We start from the raw sequence: 15,186 nt of genomic DNA, 5'->3' as shown, positions 1-15,186 counted from the left end.
CTGATAATTATTTGCAATCATCCGGAAAAATCCATTCATTATCCGGTTTAATTGGTTTATTATGAAGAAAGGCGCACGCGCAGTCAAGCTAAAAAAGGACTGCAAACCGCGTTCAGATGAGGTGTCCTTGCATATGGTTACTGGACAAACGCACAAAATCTTGATACTGTCCGGCGACTTGGGGGACGGACATATTCAGGCGGCCGGCGCTCTGGTAGAGGCGGCGCGCTTGTACGGACCCGAAGCGCAAACCGTGTTAGTCAATTTTCCTTCGATCACCCATCCGAAGCTTCATCCCGTGGGACGATATTTCTATACGAAATGGGTTACCCGCTTTCCGAACGTGTACGGCTATCTTTTCCAGAAGACGCGGGGTGAAAACCTCATGTCCCAACTCTTCCGCAAAATGAAGTTCTATACGCTGAGCCGTCTGGAGAGACTGATCTCCGAGGTTCGGCCTACCGTCATCGTCACCACCTTCCCGCCTGCCGCCGCCGGAATCTCCATGCTGAAGGAAAACGGCTTGTCCGTTCTTCCGGCCGTGACCGTGATCACGGATCATACGGATCACAGCTATTGGCTGCACCCGTATACGGATCGTTACATCGTGGCCTCCGAGCGCGTTCGCGACGCCCTCCTTCGCCACGGCATCCGCGAATCCCAGATCACGGTGACGGGTATTCCCATCCGGCCCGCCTTCAGCGAGGTCCGGGACCAGGCACAGCTGAGAGAGAAGCTCGGACTCGATCCGAGCCGACCCGTCGTGCTGCTGATGGGAGGCGGGCTCGGCATGATCGCGCGGGAGAGCGCAAGCTTGCTGTCATCGAACAAAATCAAGGGAGATGCCCAATTCGTCCTGATCTGCGGACGCAACCACAAGCTGCAAGAGAGCTTGGAACGGGACCTGGCTGATTCTCCCCGCAGCATTCACATTACCGGCTATGTGGACAATGTCCATGAATGGATGGCGGCATCCGACCTCCTGATCACCAAGCCGGGAGGCCTTACCACCTCAGAGGCCATTGCCAGCGGCTTGCCCATGCTCCTCTTCAAGCCGCTGCCCGGCCAGGAAACCGACAATTCGGCCTTCCTGGTTGAGGCGGGCGTGGCGCTGGCTGCCCGAAATGAAGAGGAGCTCGCCCGGCTGCTGGATCGGCTGCTGAGCCATCCGGAGGAGCTTAATCGCATGCGCAGGCAAGCGATCCATTGCCGCAGGGAGCATGCCGCTCACGAAGCGCTGCTGTCGATCCTCGAGACCGCCGCTGCGTATCGTCCTCGCCGGCTGACTGACGCCCTGTACGCCAGGGCCTAGAGCGTGTTTGCAAACCCGCTCTAACGCATTGTGACTTTCATCAAGGAGGACCGGATTGACCATGAAAGAGAAATTGATATGGGGGATCGCCATCTTCCTTGCTGTGTATATGCTTCTCCCCTGGATCCTGACGAGAATGCTCAGCGTCGGCGTCATTCGGCGGGGCGGAAAAAAACAGCTCGCCCTCACCTTCGATGACGGCCCTGATCCAACCTACACGCCGAAGCTGCTTGATCTTCTGAAGGAGCACGGGGTTCAAGCCACGTTCTTCGTCCTTGGATCCAAAGCGGAGAAGCATCCCGACCTGATTCAGAGAATTCACGAGGAAGGCCATCAGATCGGCATTCACAATTACACGCATTTTTCCAATTGGCTGATGTCTCCGTGGCGGGTCAAGAATCGTCACGTCGACCGTTCGGCTACCATTGTTGAAGGGATTACCGGGGTTCGGCCCACCTATTACCGTCCGCCGTGGGGCATCATCAACATCTTCGACTTCATTCTCAAGAAGAACTACAAGATCGTTCTCTGGTCGCTTATGACCCATGATTGGAACAGCTCGATCGGAAGCGCCGGATTGAAGATGCGGCTTTCGCAAGGGGTTTCGGACGGGGCCATCATCCTGCTTCATGACAGTGGGGATACACTCGGGGCGGATGTAGACGCTCCTGCTTATATGCTGGAAGCGCTCGCGGAGGCGCTTACCGAATTCAAGGAAGCGGGATACTCCTTCGCCCGCGTGGATGATTTAAAGAGCCATACCACCACCATCGGCATGGCCAAACGGGTTTTCATTCGACTGTGGATGGTTTGGGAGCGCCTCTTCATCCGCGTGTTCCACATCGTACCGATCGATCCCGACAACACCTTCTTGCAGATTCGGGTACGCGAGTATACCGACCCCAAGCCGCTTACCCTGGAGGACGGGGAAGTGTTCGCGAAGGGAGATCGAATTCTCGAGCTCCATCTGAACAACGACACCCTGCTCGAGCTCGGACGAACGAGCCGCAATTCGACGCATCTGGCGATCCAGATGATCCGCAGGACACGCGAGCTTCTGCCGCAGATCACCCGCCTCATCGAGAACGACCCGGCTTATCGCGACGTGAAGGGCCTCTATGGCATCACGCTGATCAATCGCGGACCGGAGCAGCTCGGCTTCACGGTGTTCGATCTCCCGTCAGGTCCCTTCGCTTACTTTACGAAGGTGTACCTCCGTCTTCTGATGTATGTCATTCACCCGGACGGTAAGGATCGGCTTAAAACCAAGTCCGACCTGCTCGTTCCGAAGATCATCGCCATCTCCTCCAAGGAGTTGGAAAACCGCTATGCCGCCTAACGGCGCTTCGATCCTCTTACTCAGCCGCTCCCGCCCCAGGCGTGGAGCGGCTTTTCCCGAAAGGACTGATTCTAAGCTCATGACGGTATCTCAATCAGCCCCTCCCCCCGAACATACCGCTCTTCTGCTTGGCGCAACGGGCCTCGTCGGGGGAGAACTGCTGCAGTTGCTCCTTCGCGATCCAGCTTGCCGCCATGTGACCGCACTCGTCCGCCGTCCCCTCCCGTTCTCGCATGAGAAGCTTCAGGTCCGCCTCGTCGATTTCGACCGATTGGACGAAGTGGCCGACGCCTTCTCCGCAGACTGGGTCTTCTGCTGCCTCGGCACGACGATCCGCAAGGCGGGAAGCCAGGCCGCCTTCGCTCGCGTCGACCTCGACTACCCGCTTGCGGCGGCACGGCTCGCCGCCCTGGGCGGCGCCCGCTCCTACCACGTCGTCTCCGCCATCCAGGCGGATGCGAAGTCGCGCGTCTTCTACTCCCGCACGAAGGGGCAGATGGAGGACGAATCGGCCAAGCTTCCGCTGAACGAGCTTCACGTCTATCGGCCGTCCCTCCTGCTCGGCCCCCGCGAGGAGTTCCGCTTCGGGGAGCAGGCCGCCTCCTGGCTCATGCGCGGCCTGTCCTTCCTGTTCAAGCGCGGGCCGCTTGCTCCCTACCGCGCCATACCGGGCGAGGAGGTCGCGCAAGCGATGCTCGCGGCGGCGCTCGGCCTCGCGGAGAGGACGAGCCCGCCACACGACGCCCCTTGCGTGCATGAGGGGCAGGAGCTGTTCCGCTTGGCCGCGCTCTACACGGCACACGCGGACAAGGACCGCTCCAGGAAGGAGGCGCGACCCTCATGAGCCTCCTTCCTTCCCAGTCCGGCTCGACGGCCCCGACCGGAGCCGGAGCCGTAGGCGGGGGCAACCCCGCCCGCGCCCTCGTCTTCAGCGGCGGGGAGCTGGGTCCTTGGGCGATCGCAGAGATTCGCCCGGGCGACCGGCTCATCGGCGCCGACCACGGCGCCTGGTTTCTGGTCGAGAACGGAATCGTGCCTGACCTCGCCATCGGCGACTTCGATTCGGTGACCGCCGAGGAGCGGCACGCCATCGAGGAGAAGAGCCGGCAGATGGAGGCCTGCGATCCCATCGACAAGGACTACACGGACACCGAGCTTGCTGTAGAGCGCGCGATTGCGGGGGCTCCCTCCTCGATCACGCTGCTCGGGGTGCTCGGCACCCGCTTCGACCATTCGCTCGCCAACATCCACCTGCTCGTGAAATGCGCGGAGCGCGGGGTTCCCTGCCGCATCGTCGATGCGCACAACGAGATCGCGCTCGTCCAGCCCGGCGCTCCTCAATCCGTAAAGCGGAGCCGGTACGCCAACGTCTCCCTGCTGCCGCTGTCGCTGGAGGTAACGGGCATCACCTTGACCGGCTTCCAGTATCCCCTCACCGACGCCCGGCTCACGATGGGACAGTCCCTTGGCATCAGCAACGTGCTGAACGGGGAACTCGGCACCGTGGAGACCAAATCCGGCCTGCTGCTCGTCATTCAAAGCGTGGACTAATGCGTACTGCGCAAACCGTGGAGCACCGTGGTTCCACGGCTCGAACCGCGGCGCGCATACTAAATTCTCCACGCTGTCCATAGACGACAAAACGCCTGAGGCTGCCTCCCTCCCATGAAGGAGGAGACGAGCCTCAGGCGTTTTCTTGTCCTGAAACGAGGTGCAAAACACTCTACTGCTCTGCTTCAGATGAGCAGGATAATGCGGTTCACGCCTGCGCCATCCGAGACCTGAATGCGATGCGTCAGCGCTTCATAGTGGACGCTTCCGCTGCCGATGGCGAGCTCGGGCTCGGTTCCGAGCCCATAGAACACATCATCCGCAAGCGTGCGGATGCATTCCCTCTGCTCGTCGGCGTCAAGCTCTTCCCAGTCTTGAAGGGTCATTTCCAAGTAATCATAGCTTCCCGGCAGCGCAAGCAGCGCATCCGTCAGCTCCTCGACGATCTCTTCGTATTCGCGGGCAAATTTGACTCCCATTCCCATGATCCCTCTTTCTTTGTGACGCTGGCGGCCCCTTGCAAGTGGCCTCGGGCCCCGGTATTCCTCCATTATAATAGAGGCGACAGCATTCTGGCGACGACTTCTTTGGCCCGCTGCTTGCGGGAGCGGCGCTGGAAGCGCTCCAGGCTCATCTCCTCGCTCGCCGCAAGGTCCTCGCGGAAATCCTCATCCAGCTTGCGGATCGTCTCCTTGTCGAACATAACCGCGTTCATCTCAAAATTATCAAAGAAACTCCTCATGTCCATGTTGGCCGTGCCGACCGTAGCCAGCGTTTCATCCACGATGAGGATTTTGGCGTGAATGAACCCTTTTCGGTACAGATTGAATTGCACCCCTGCCTTCATCAGCTCCTCAATATAGGCGAAAGCCGCCCACTTGACCAGCGGGTGATCCGAGAGCCCCGGCAGGATGATCCTCACCTTCACGCCGGATAGAGCAGCGGTCTTGATCGCCATGAGGATGCTCGGATCGGGAATGAAGTAAGGCGATACGATGTCGATGCGATTCACTGCGGTGCTCATCGCCCCGAAGAACATCTCTTGAATCGTGTCCCACTCCCCGTCCGGCCCGCTTGCAATGATCTGAATACGCTCCTGCCCGAGGCAGCCGTGTTCGGGAAAATAGACCGGGTCTGTCAGCTTCTCCTTCGTCACAAACTCCCAATCGTTCAGGAAGGCCTGCTGCAGGAAATAAACCGAATCCCCCACAAGCCGCATGTGCGTATCCCGCCAAAAGCCGAAGCGGGGATCGCGCCCGAGGTATTCATCGCCGATGTTGATGCCGCCAAGGAATCCAATGATTCCATCCACGACGACGATTTTTCGGTGATTTCGATAATTCAGATTCCGGGTGAGGAAGGACGCTCGAAGCGGGAAGAAACAGCCGATCTTCACGCCTGCTTCTCTCAACTCCTTCAGGTAAGAAGCCTTCAGCTTGTAGCTCCCCAGCCCGTCGTAGGAGAGCCGAACCTCGATCCCCTCCCGTGCCTTGCGGATAAGCACCCGCTGAATCTCCAGGCCGATCTCGTCTGCATGGATGATGTAATACTCCAGGTGAATGTGATGCCGAGCCCCCTCCAATGCCTGGATGATCGCACGAAAGGTGGACGTGCCCTCCGAATAGATCTCCGTTTCGTTGCAAAGGGTAATGGGGGCGTCGGGAATGCTCTTCAAGAGCCCGAACAGCCTTTTTTGCTTGGCCGCATCCGGATTGCGCAGCTCCCTCGCCCTCATCGCCACCTCAATGTTGTGGAGGACGCCTTCGGGGAGCAGGTACTGCGTTTTTCGGCCGTGCCTGCGCACAAACCGGCGTTTGCGGTATTCTTTAGCGGCAAAATAGTAAAGGAGAAAGCCCAGAATAGGGAAGAGAAAGATAATGAACAGCCAAGCCGTCGTCTTGGACGGATTTTTGAATTCGAGCAGGAGGACAATGCCCACCTGAAGGATGAAAAGGATAAGTGCAATCAACAGCCCTACCAGCATCGTGAATCCCTCTCTTCTCTACGACCTTGCCTCATTTTCCATCCGTTCTCGTCAAGCATTCATTATTACCCGTGACCCGGAACCCGCAAACAGCGCGGCCTTCCGATGATTCAAGACAAATCCATGCGTTTACATGATGGTAGGCAACACACAACACATCCTGTTAACGAAAGGAGCGGAAGCTCATGAGCCTGTTAGGACTCGTCATCAGCATCGTCATGGCCATCATCATCGGGTTTATCGGAGATGCGCTGGTCCGCTCGGATATGCCGGGCGGCATCATCGGCTCGATGGTAGCCGGTTTTGTAGGCGCGTGGATCGGCCATTTTCTATTCGGCAGCTTCGGTCCCGCGATCGCCGGCTTCGCCATCATCCCGGCCATTCTGGGAGCCGCTATCTTCGTCTTCCTCGTCGGTCTTCTGTTCAAGGGCATGTCGAAAGCCCGCTAACCGTCGCTGCTCTTACTCCCTAGTCTCCACCGAATAACACAAAAGGAGCGTGTTTCTCATGACAAAGAAAAGTGCTGTTTCCAGCTTGTTGGTCGGTGCCGCGATCGGTGCCGCCTCTGCCCTCCTGTTCGCCCCGAAGCCAGGCAAGGAGCTGAGAAGCGACCTGTCAAACCGTTATCAAGGGCTGTGCGAATCCACGACTCGCGTAGCAGGCAACGTCTCTCAGACTGCGACGGAGCTCGCTCGTTCCGCAGCCGACAAAGCCGGTGCCGTCATTTCCTCAGCCAAGGATACCCTGAGCATCGCCAAGACGGCGGGCACCGAAGTGCTGGAGGAAGGCAAAGAGAAGCTGGATGACGTGAAGAACCAAGCAGCCGAAGAAGCGGATGCCAACAAGCCAGGGACTCGGTTCTAAGCGATCCTCTCTTGTCTCTCTATCCAATGAGTATTCCCAACCCTCATGCAAAATCAACGGATTCCGATCAAGCGGAGATTTCTCCACTGGTCGGAATCCGTTTTGCGTGGAACACGGGCGGGAACGGCGAAGTTCCTTCGGTGTAGAAGCCATGCAAAGGGCTTCCTCCTGTTCGGAGGAAGCCCTCTCGGTTCTTATTCCATCCTGGCGGCGTTCCTGCTTCCCGATCAGTCCAATTGCTGGACGAAGGCTTCCACCGTCAAGCCAGGCTCGAACAGCCGCTCCACCTCGATCGCCTCGCGATCGGGCTTTGTCAGCTGCTTCTCCTTCAGGTAGTATCCTTTCTCCCTCGCAGCGGAGAACAGCGTGCAGAAGCGCTCGGCAGCCTGTTCGGCAGCCTCCTGGCTCTCGAAGCTGGAGAGGACATTGCCCAGCCCGAGCGGGTTGGAGGATGCTTGAATCGTCAGCTCGTAGCGAGACTCTCCGGCAACTCGCACCAGAAGCTCGCTGTCAAAGCACTTGATCCGATGCTTGATCATCTCTACGCACCGCCTTTTTCGATAATGAGAGTCTCATCCCACCACTTGCCACCCCGCATGAGCGGGGTACCACTCCTTACCCGCTGGCACGAGGATGTAAACCACAGACGACCTCCGGATTGCTCGATCCGGGTCCGACAGGCAACACAAAAAAGAACACCGGAAGGTTTCCGGTGTTCGTTACCCTACCGACTTCTTCTCGGTCAGGTGATCCTTCAGCTTCTCAATGGCTCTCTTCTGGATGCGGGAGACGCTCATCTGCGAAATGCCCAGCTCCTGGGCGATGGTTCGCTGCGATTGGCCTTCGCTGTAAGCCATGACCAATACCCTTCGCTCTTCTTCCTTCAAATACACGAAGGCCTGCTGCAAGTCCATCCGCATCTCGATCGTGTGGTAATCGTCCGCCGCGCTGCCGATCAAATCACCGATGGTGGCACTTCCTTCATCGCTCGAAAGAGGGGTGTCCAGCGACACGTAATTGTAGCACTCCCGGCCGGCCAGCACCTCGATCGTCTCTTCCTCCGTAAGCTCAAGAGCTGTCGCAATCTCCTGGATATTCGGAGAGCGCTCCAGCTTCATGGTTAGCTCGTCGATGGTCTGCTGAATGAGCAGTCCCTTTTCCTTGATTCGTCTCGGCACTTGTATGTACCAGGACTTGTCTCTCAGGTAGTTTTTCATGTGGCCGATCAAGCTTTTCATCGCATACGCCTCGAACTGAATGCCAAGGCTCGCATCGAATTGCTTGAGCAGCCGAAGAAGTGACATTTGCCCCACCTGATACAGGTCCTCGTAGAGATCGGGACGATTGCGGGACATCTTGCCCGCGGCCATCTTGACCAGCGCTTCATACTCCATCAGAAGCTCCGTGACGACCTCCTCGGCCCCCGTCTCTTGGTATTCCGCGATTTTGCGGAGTAATTCCTGTTGATGTGCAGGCTCATTCGCCTTCATGCCAACTCCCCATTCCGCTCGAGAAACTTGGTCAAGATCACTTCGGTACCGGCCTCGGTGATGACCTGAACCTCGTCCATCAACGCCTGCATCATGTAGATGCCGAGGCCGCCGGCATGGATCTCATCCAGTTGCTTGTTGTGAAGGGCATCCGGCTGCCCGCTGCGGCGATGGTAGTCAAAGCTCGCGCCTTGATCCTTGACGGATATACGAATCCATTTCCCTTCCATTCCGCTGAAGGTAACCTCTACCTTGCCCGGTTCTTGATCCTTGTAGGCATGAAGGACGGCGTTGTTGCAGGCTTCGGCAACCGCTACCTTCATATCCTCGATATCTTCGTAGGAAAACCCCCATTTGGTCGCTATGCCATACAGGGTGAGACGGACGATATCCACGTAATGCGCGTCAGCCGGCACGATCAATTGGACTTGCTGTTCTTCATGGTTCATACAATTTCTTCTTTCCTTTCTTGGGAAGGCCCTGCAACCTCCAGGTCCAAGTATTGCGAGATTCCCGTAATGTCGAACAGCTTCTTGATTTTGGGGGATACCTCAACTAGCTTGAAGCCGCCGTCCAGGGCCTTGCGATGCTTCAAAACGCGGATTAGAATGCCGATGCCGGTGCTGTCGATATAATGGAGATCCTTCAGGTTGAGGATCAGGCTGCGTACGTTTTGATTCACGTAAGGCTCCAACTCCGCCTGCAGCTCAGGCGCTGCAGATAGATCAAGCTCACCGATGAGCGAGATGGTGACGGCGCGCGAAGTGATTTGCTTGGTGATCGTTAGCTTTTCTTTGATCATATCATTTCCTCCCTCTGGGTACGATAGACATTACCCGTTCCCCAAAAGGCTGAATCATGGGAAATCCAGGGGGATCGGAGGCGGTCAAGAACCTGCCGCCTCCCGCTTGCGGTTCATCCGATGCACCTTCAGCCGCTGCCAAATGTCAATCGCGGAGCTGACCGTGTTCAGGACCCGATAGAGCGGTTTGTTTTCCGTCGTCTCCACCTGCCGCATGTTGTGGTTGACGTTGGTCGCGAATCGGCTGGAAGCATTTTTCAGAGAGGACGTGACCCCCTCCAGCGTATCGCCGACATTCTCCACGGTGCCAAAGAGAGAATCCAGCGCCTTCATCTTATGGCGGACATCCATCGTGATCTGATTGGTGTTGCGGATGAGCCCCTTCACTTCGCCGCTAACATCGTTTAGTTCGCGTTGGACATCGGAGATGGTTTGATTGGTCTCCTTCAGGGAAGCTTGAACCATATTCAGCGTTCGAACCAGGAAAATGACCAGAACGGCAAATGCGACGGCAACGAGGGCGATGCTGACCTCTACAATGATATTCATGCAGTTCTACCTCCTCGGGTTTCGTTGGATGTATGGCTTGTTACCCGCAGGAATCGGCGCTGAAACGAAAAGCTCACAACCATTCAGATTGTGAAAAATAATTCATATTCAGTTCGCACCGGAATGGGTATAATAAAACAGAAGGCATTTTGAATCATTCTAATCAATGAGGAGGAATCCCACATGGCAACAACCGCAAATAAAACAAAAGACGTCGTAGGCGCACTAAACCAACAAGTGGCCAACCTGACGGTGCTCTTCACCAAGCTTCACCACTATCACTGGTATGTGACCGGTCCTAATTTCTTCGAGCTTCATTCCAAGCTGGAAGAACTGTATGACTACGCGGCCGAAAAGCTTGACGAAATCGCGGAACGCATCCTGGCTCTCCAAGGCAAGCCGATCTCCACGCTCAAGGAAAGCCTGGCTGTCTCCACGATCAGCGAAGCCAAGGGCGGCGAATCCGCCAAAGAAATGGTACAAGCGGTTCTTGCCGACTTGGAACAGCTCGTCACCGAGCTGAAGGAAACGATCACCATCGCCGAGGATGCGGAAGACGATTCGACCGCCGACCTGTGCGTAGGAACGATCACCGATCTGCAAAAGAACGCTTGGATGCTGCGCTCCTTCCTGGGCTAAGCCGCCCATCCGTAGCAGCGAAAGCCAAAAAGAAGACTCGACCGTGCTTATCGCCGGTCGAGTCTTCTTTTGGTTTCGATCACGCCTCGTCTTAAACGGAGGTGCGATATTTCGTCAAGGTCACCTTCGTGCCCGTCTCCTGCTCCACCTCGACGCGATCCATCAGCGCCTGCATCAGGTAGATCCCCAGGCCTCCCGCCGAGATGTCGTCCAGTGTCTTGCCCTCATACGGCATGCTCGCTTGTCCCAATTCCCCCAGCTCCTCATAAGCGAAACTGGTGCCGGAATCGCTCACGGTGATCGTCAGATCGCCCTCGTTCAGCCAAAACTCGATGTCGATCGTTCCTTGGGGATCGCTGGGATATGCGTGCAGCACCACGTTGTTGCAGGCCTCTGCGATGGCGACCTTCATGTCCTCGATGTCTTCATAGGAGAAGCCCATCTGGTTGGAGATCCCGTAGAGGGTCAACCTGGCGATGTCAATGCACTCCGCTTCTGCTGGAAGGGTGAGCGCGATCCTTCTCTTCTCGGCCCTCATACTTCTCCCGCCTCTTGACCGGGTGCCCCGTCTTGCACTGGCAAGAAACGGGTGATGCCGGTCAGATCAAGCAGCTTCTTGATCTTCTGTGGAATGTTCTGCACCGCAAACGCTCGATTCTCCTCCTTGCGAGCCTTCAGGAAGAAGATCAGGATGCCCATCCCGGTGCTGTCGATATAAGTGAGCTCTCCCATGTCCAGGATCACTTCTTTGTCCGTTGAGATCAGCGGTTCGATGGCGGATCGAAACTCTGCTGCGACCGCGAGGTCGAGCTCGCCTTTGACATAAATCGTATGCTGATCGGCTTCTTCACGAGCGATGACTTCAAACTTTTTACGATTCATCTGGTTATCCCCCAATCGGTTTCTCTGATGCCAGTTTATCAAATCCTGCTGAAAAAAGACACGACGGCTCGTCTGCTGTCGATTCAAAGCTTTCCCTGCTGTGTAAGGAAAGGTAGACTTACTACCCCTCAAAGAGGAAAGGAGCTGACTTCCATGGACGAACGCAAAGATATCGAAGTGGAACGTACGAGCACGAACGTGGAACAAAAACATGATTCCAGCCTGGTTGCCTCGACCTTCATCAAATATTTCGCTTACATCGTCATCTTCTTCGGTGCTCTGTACTTCCTCGTTCGCTATGTATTCCCGCTGTTCTCCTGACGCAAAGGCCACCTTGCTTACCAGCTAGAGCATGTCTTCAAACTTGAATGCGGGCCGTCTCTCCATTGGGAGAGGCGGTCTTTTTCGTTAGATGGAAATCGCAGGGATTCTCCCTCCTTCCCTAGGCATGAAGCAACGGCAGCACCAGGAGCGTGCCGCCGTACGAAGACCTTGCGTAATCATCATCAAGTATTGGACAGGGAGTAGTAGCGAATGACCGCGATTCGTCCCTCATCAACATTCAAGTACACTTTGAGGAGACGGAAGTCCCGCTGATAGACGAGACCGTCCTCTGCGACGTAGTCCGGGTCCCCCAACGCTTCCCGAATGGCTTCCGGCGTGATGGCAACGGAAGTCCCGTCCAAAAGCAGGGAGCCTTCTTCGGCAGGAACCGCCAGGTCGTGCACATGCTCTCCCGAGAAGGTGACTTCCAGCCCGGCATAATGGTACAGCTCCAGTTCGGGAATCAGCGGGTCCCGGCTGATCTCAAGCGGAACCCCCAGCTTCGCAATCACATCGGAGCGGGTGTCCGCGAGCGAGATGCCATTCACCGTGACCAGGGAGTGCTTGTCCCGAACCTCTTCCTTCGGTTGCTCCGGAATCGGCTGCTCCGAACCGGGAAGGTCTGGTACGGTACCGACCGCATGGACAGCAGCAACCGGCGGTTCAGCAGCCGGCGAGTGGGAGACGACCGGGGTATATTGGCTTCCCATCAGCAGGAGACTGCTGCTGAGGAGTACACAGGCCCATCTTCGATTCATCGAGTTTCCCTCCTCCGAGCGCGGTCCCATTCAGGATCCGCTCTCTTGAACGGGTGATAGTTATACATAACCGTGCTGGAGGAGGGTGAACCAGCGAATGGGCAAAATATCCTGCCTTGTCCACCGCACCCGCCCGCTTGCTCTTGGTTCAGCATCCGCCCGTTCCGGGTAATGAAAAGGGAAACCGATACTTGCAGCCTGCTCCCCTTCCATTTGGCAACCAAAGAAATGGCGGGAGCAGGCTGTCGTCACCATAAGGAGGAGAGAACATGGAGAAACGCGTCGAGGGAAAAGTTGCATTTGTCACCGGTGGAGGCTCGGGCATCGGCAAGGCGGCTGCCCTCCGGCTTGCCCGGAATGGAGCCAAGGTCTGCCTGCTTGATCGATCCCTGGAGCCGGCCTTGAAGGTCAAGGCTGAGATCGAATCCTTCGGCGGCGAGGCCTGTGTCTTCGAGACCGATATCGCCGAACCCGAGATGATCGAAAAGGGCATCCAGCATGTCGTCGATCTCTGGGGAAAGCTCGATATCGTCTTTGCAAACGCCGGTATCAACGGCAAGATCGCGCCGATTGAAGAGATGACCGTAGAGGATTGGGACCAGACCATTGATGTGAACCTCCGGGGAACGTTCCTCACGGTGAAATACGCCATCCCGCACATGAAGGAGCGGGGCGGGAGCATCATCATCACGAGCTCGATCAACGGCAACCGAATGTTCTCCAACTTCGGCTTCAGCATCTACAGCACGAGCAAGGCCGGACAGGTGGCCTTCATGAAGATGGCCGCCCTGGAGCTGGCCAAGTTCAAGATTCGCGTCAATGCGATTTGTCCGGGCGCCATCGAGACCGGGATCGACGACAACACCGATTATCGGCCTGAGTTGGAGCGAATCCGAATTCCAGTGGAATTTCCCGATGGCGATCAGCCGCTGCAGGAAGGGCCCGGCCAACCGGACCATGTCGCGGATCTGGTGCTGTTTCTCGCCTCGGATGAGTCCTCGCATATCACCGGCACCCCCATCTTCATTGATGGAGCCGAATCCCTCCTGCGCGGCTAAGAAGCCCTACTGGGGAGGGCCGGCCGCCATCGCATCAGTCGGTATCGCTTCTATCCATCCGATCGAAAAAGAGGTTCTGCTCGCGCAGCGAAAGCATGGCGCGAGCAGAACCTCTTTCTTTGCTGAAGTGGACCATATAAAAAAAGAGAACCGGGCTCTTTACCCGATTCTCTCCAATAGTACAGAGCTGCGTGGACTGAACAGCTTGGACACCCGCTCCGATTCCTTGACCACGATCTCATGGTCGCCGACCACGACAATGCCGGATTCCTCGAAATCGCCGACCACCGCTCCATCGCGGACAACGGTGCCTTCGCCGATAATGGCCTTATGAATGATGGCATTCTTGCCGATGACCGCACCGGGCATGATGATGCTGTCTCGAACCAGGCTTCCCTCACCGATCTCGACGTTACAGAAGATGACGGAATGATCGACTTCGCCGAACACGCGGCAGCCATCGTTGATGCTCGAACGGCTGATCTTGGCCGTAGGCGAAATGTACTGGGTCGAGGACGACTCGCAGTTCGTATAGAGCGGCCACTCTTCCCCGTTCAGGGCAATGGCCGGCTTCGCCTCCAGAAGGTCCATATGGGCATCCCACAGGCTTTGGACCGTCCCGACATCCTTCCAGTAGCCCTTGAAGGAGTAGGCATGAAGCCCGGCCCCTTCCTGCAGCATAAGCGGGATGATGTCCTTGCCAAAGTCATTACTTGAGGAAGGGTTGCTTGCATCCATGATGAGGTACTTGCGCAACGCCTTCCAATTGAAGATGTAGATCCCCATGGAGGCCAGATTGCTCTGCGGCTTGGCCGGTTTTTCGACAAAGTCTGTGATCCGGCCCGCTTTGTCGGTATTCATGATGCCAAACCGGCTTGCTTCCTCCCATTTCACCGGAATGACCGAGATGGTGGCGTCCGCCTTCCGGGCCTTGTGGTAGTCGAGCATCTTCCGGTAATCCATGTTGTAGATATGATCACCGGAGATGACCAATACGTATTCCGGATTTTTTTCTTCCAGGTAAGCAAAGTTCTGATAAATGGCATCTGCGGTCCCCCGATAAATGCGGGAGCCTTGCGGGGACAGGAGAGCCGCTCCTCCGCCCAGCTCATTCAGCTTCCAGGGCGAGCCGTTGCCGATATGAGAATGTAGCAGCTCCGGCTGGTATTGGGTGAGGATCCCCACGTGGGAGACGCCTGAGTTTGCACAATTGCTGAGGGTAAAGTCAATGATGCGATACTTGCCGCCGAACGGTACAGCCGGCTTCGCAATCTGGGAGGTAAGGGCGCCCAGTCGTTTTCCTTCCCCACCGGCGAGAAGCATCGCCACGCATTCGATCTGCTGTTTCATACGATCACCTTTCGATTATGAGATGGGTTCCAACTTGTTGTTGTTCGGAAGATCGGGCCCGCTTCGTTCCAAACGTTCGTAGTAGGTAATTAAACGAACCGTCTCTCCCTGAAACAGCTTCGCGCGTGGCGAACCGTCCGCGTGATTCGACAAAGCCGGCCTCCATCCGTGCCCGACTGCAGGATTCTTGCCTTAGTATGGCGTTTGATTCCGGCAAGTATGCCCCGTGAAAACCGCCCAGCTCCGGCCTTTCGAATGCTTCCGACAAACGTAAAAAGCCTGCC

General features: G+C 56.7%; 20 protein-coding genes. 9 read left to right on the top strand and 11 right to left on the bottom strand.

What is annotated here, in order from left to right; translation table 11 throughout:
- The first annotated feature begins 133 nt into the window (after window positions 1–133).
- The 4 genes from AAFN83_RS08835 (at window position 134) to AAFN83_RS08820 (ending at window position 4,202) form a co-directional block, all read left to right on the top strand.
- Entirely contained in the window at window positions 134–1,312 is a 1,179-nt protein-coding gene (locus AAFN83_RS08835) for an MGDG synthase family glycosyltransferase (RefSeq protein ID WP_347768626.1), read from the top strand.
- 61 nt (window positions 1,313–1,373) lie between these two features.
- The gene (locus tag AAFN83_RS08830) at window positions 1,374–2,651 is read left to right on the top strand and encodes a polysaccharide deacetylase family protein (RefSeq protein ID WP_347768625.1); all 1,278 of its coding nucleotides are present in this window, start codon (window positions 1,374–1,376) and stop codon (window positions 2,649–2,651) included.
- Between the two features lie 79 nt (window positions 2,652–2,730).
- On the top strand, window positions 2,731–3,495 hold the full coding sequence (locus tag AAFN83_RS08825; RefSeq protein WP_347768624.1) for an NAD(P)H-binding protein: 765 nt from the start codon (window positions 2,731–2,733) through the stop codon (window positions 3,493–3,495).
- Window positions 3,492–4,202, top strand: a complete 711-nt coding sequence (locus tag AAFN83_RS08820; protein WP_347768623.1) for a thiamine diphosphokinase — start codon at window positions 3,492–3,494, stop codon at window positions 4,200–4,202. Before AAFN83_RS08825 ends, AAFN83_RS08820 begins: the two co-directional genes overlap by 4 nt.
- A 185-nt stretch (window positions 4,203–4,387) precedes the next feature.
- On the opposite strand, the gene AAFN83_RS08815 is transcribed toward AAFN83_RS08820, so the two are convergent.
- Window positions 4,388–4,681 (bottom strand): hypothetical protein, encoded by a 294-nt coding sequence (locus AAFN83_RS08815; RefSeq protein ID WP_347768622.1) that lies wholly within the window; start codon window positions 4,679–4,681, stop codon window positions 4,388–4,390.
- A 71-nt stretch (window positions 4,682–4,752) separates the two neighbouring features.
- A complete protein-coding gene (gene cls / locus AAFN83_RS08810; protein WP_347768806.1) occupies window positions 4,753–6,183 on the bottom strand; it encodes a cardiolipin synthase in 1,431 nt (476 codons plus the stop codon).
- Between the two features lie 188 nt (window positions 6,184–6,371).
- Here cls and AAFN83_RS08805 point away from each other — a divergent pair, with 188 nt between their 5' ends.
- A complete protein-coding gene (locus AAFN83_RS08805; protein ID WP_481810495.1) occupies window positions 6,372–6,635 on the top strand; it encodes a GlsB/YeaQ/YmgE family stress response membrane protein in 264 nt (87 codons plus the stop codon).
- 58 nt (window positions 6,636–6,693) lie between these two features.
- Entirely contained in the window at window positions 6,694–7,050 is a 357-nt protein-coding gene (locus tag AAFN83_RS08800) for a YtxH domain-containing protein (RefSeq protein WP_347768621.1), read from the top strand.
- A 227-nt stretch (window positions 7,051–7,277) separates the two neighbouring features.
- On the opposite strand, the gene AAFN83_RS08795 is transcribed toward AAFN83_RS08800, so the two are convergent.
- The 5 genes from AAFN83_RS08795 to AAFN83_RS08775 form a co-directional block, all read right to left on the bottom strand.
- Window positions 7,278–7,589, bottom strand: coding sequence for a hypothetical protein (locus AAFN83_RS08795; protein WP_347768620.1), 312 nt, complete (start codon window positions 7,587–7,589; stop codon window positions 7,278–7,280).
- Window positions 7,590–7,769: 180 nt separating this feature from the next.
- On the bottom strand, window positions 7,770–8,540 hold the full coding sequence (locus AAFN83_RS08790; protein WP_347768619.1) for a sigma-70 family RNA polymerase sigma factor: 771 nt from the start codon (window positions 8,538–8,540) through the stop codon (window positions 7,770–7,772).
- Window positions 8,537–8,989 (bottom strand): anti-sigma B factor RsbW, encoded by a 453-nt coding sequence (gene rsbW / locus AAFN83_RS08785; RefSeq protein WP_347768618.1) that lies wholly within the window; start codon window positions 8,987–8,989, stop codon window positions 8,537–8,539. The genes AAFN83_RS08790 and rsbW (AAFN83_RS08785) overlap by 4 nt, the downstream gene beginning before the upstream one ends.
- Window positions 8,986–9,342: an STAS domain-containing protein gene (locus tag AAFN83_RS08780; RefSeq protein WP_347768617.1), complete on the bottom strand. Its 357-nt coding sequence runs from the start codon at window positions 9,340–9,342 to the stop codon at window positions 8,986–8,988. Before AAFN83_RS08780 ends, rsbW (AAFN83_RS08785) begins: the two co-directional genes overlap by 4 nt.
- Before the next feature lie 84 nt (window positions 9,343–9,426).
- Window positions 9,427–9,891 (bottom strand): DUF948 domain-containing protein, encoded by a 465-nt coding sequence (locus tag AAFN83_RS08775; protein ID WP_347768616.1) that lies wholly within the window; start codon window positions 9,889–9,891, stop codon window positions 9,427–9,429.
- Window positions 9,892–10,074: 183 nt separating this feature from the next.
- Between AAFN83_RS08775 and AAFN83_RS08770 the strand changes: the two genes are divergently transcribed.
- Window positions 10,075–10,530, top strand: coding sequence for a Dps family protein (locus tag AAFN83_RS08770; protein ID WP_347768615.1), 456 nt, complete (start codon window positions 10,075–10,077; stop codon window positions 10,528–10,530).
- A gap of 91 nt (window positions 10,531–10,621) precedes the next feature.
- On the opposite strand, the gene rsbW (AAFN83_RS08765) is transcribed toward AAFN83_RS08770, so the two are convergent.
- The gene (rsbW, locus tag AAFN83_RS08765; RefSeq protein ID WP_347768614.1) at window positions 10,622–11,068 is read right to left on the bottom strand and encodes an anti-sigma B factor RsbW; all 447 of its coding nucleotides are present in this window, start codon (window positions 11,066–11,068) and stop codon (window positions 10,622–10,624) included.
- Window positions 11,065–11,412: an STAS domain-containing protein gene (locus AAFN83_RS08760; protein WP_347768613.1), complete on the bottom strand. Its 348-nt coding sequence runs from the start codon at window positions 11,410–11,412 to the stop codon at window positions 11,065–11,067. Before AAFN83_RS08760 ends, rsbW (AAFN83_RS08765) begins: the two co-directional genes overlap by 4 nt.
- Before the next feature lie 153 nt (window positions 11,413–11,565).
- Between AAFN83_RS08760 and AAFN83_RS08755 the strand changes: the two genes are divergently transcribed.
- Window positions 11,566–11,733 carry a hypothetical protein gene (locus AAFN83_RS08755; protein ID WP_347768612.1) on the top strand — a complete coding sequence of 56 codons (168 nt, stop codon included), beginning with the start codon at window positions 11,566–11,568 and terminating at the stop codon, window positions 11,731–11,733.
- Between the two features lie 185 nt (window positions 11,734–11,918).
- Here the strand turns inward: AAFN83_RS08755 and AAFN83_RS08750 are convergent, their stop codons facing one another.
- Entirely contained in the window at window positions 11,919–12,494 is a 576-nt protein-coding gene (locus AAFN83_RS08750) for a hypothetical protein (RefSeq protein ID WP_347768611.1), read from the bottom strand.
- Between the two features lie 269 nt (window positions 12,495–12,763).
- Here AAFN83_RS08750 and AAFN83_RS08745 point away from each other — a divergent pair, with 269 nt between their 5' ends.
- A complete protein-coding gene (locus AAFN83_RS08745) occupies window positions 12,764–13,552 on the top strand; it encodes an SDR family oxidoreductase (RefSeq protein ID WP_347768610.1) in 789 nt (262 codons plus the stop codon).
- Window positions 13,553–13,711: 159 nt separating this feature from the next.
- Here the strand turns inward: AAFN83_RS08745 and AAFN83_RS08740 are convergent, their stop codons facing one another.
- Entirely contained in the window at window positions 13,712–14,902 is a 1,191-nt protein-coding gene (locus AAFN83_RS08740) for a glucose-1-phosphate adenylyltransferase (RefSeq protein WP_347768609.1), read from the bottom strand.
- Window positions 14,903–15,186: the final 284 nt, after the last annotated feature.

The organism is Gorillibacterium sp. CAU 1737, from assembly GCF_039888655.1.
GTDB lineage: Bacteria > Bacillota > Bacilli > Paenibacillales > NBRC-103111 > Gorillibacterium.
This window is presented reverse-complemented; position numbering and strand designations above follow the sequence as displayed.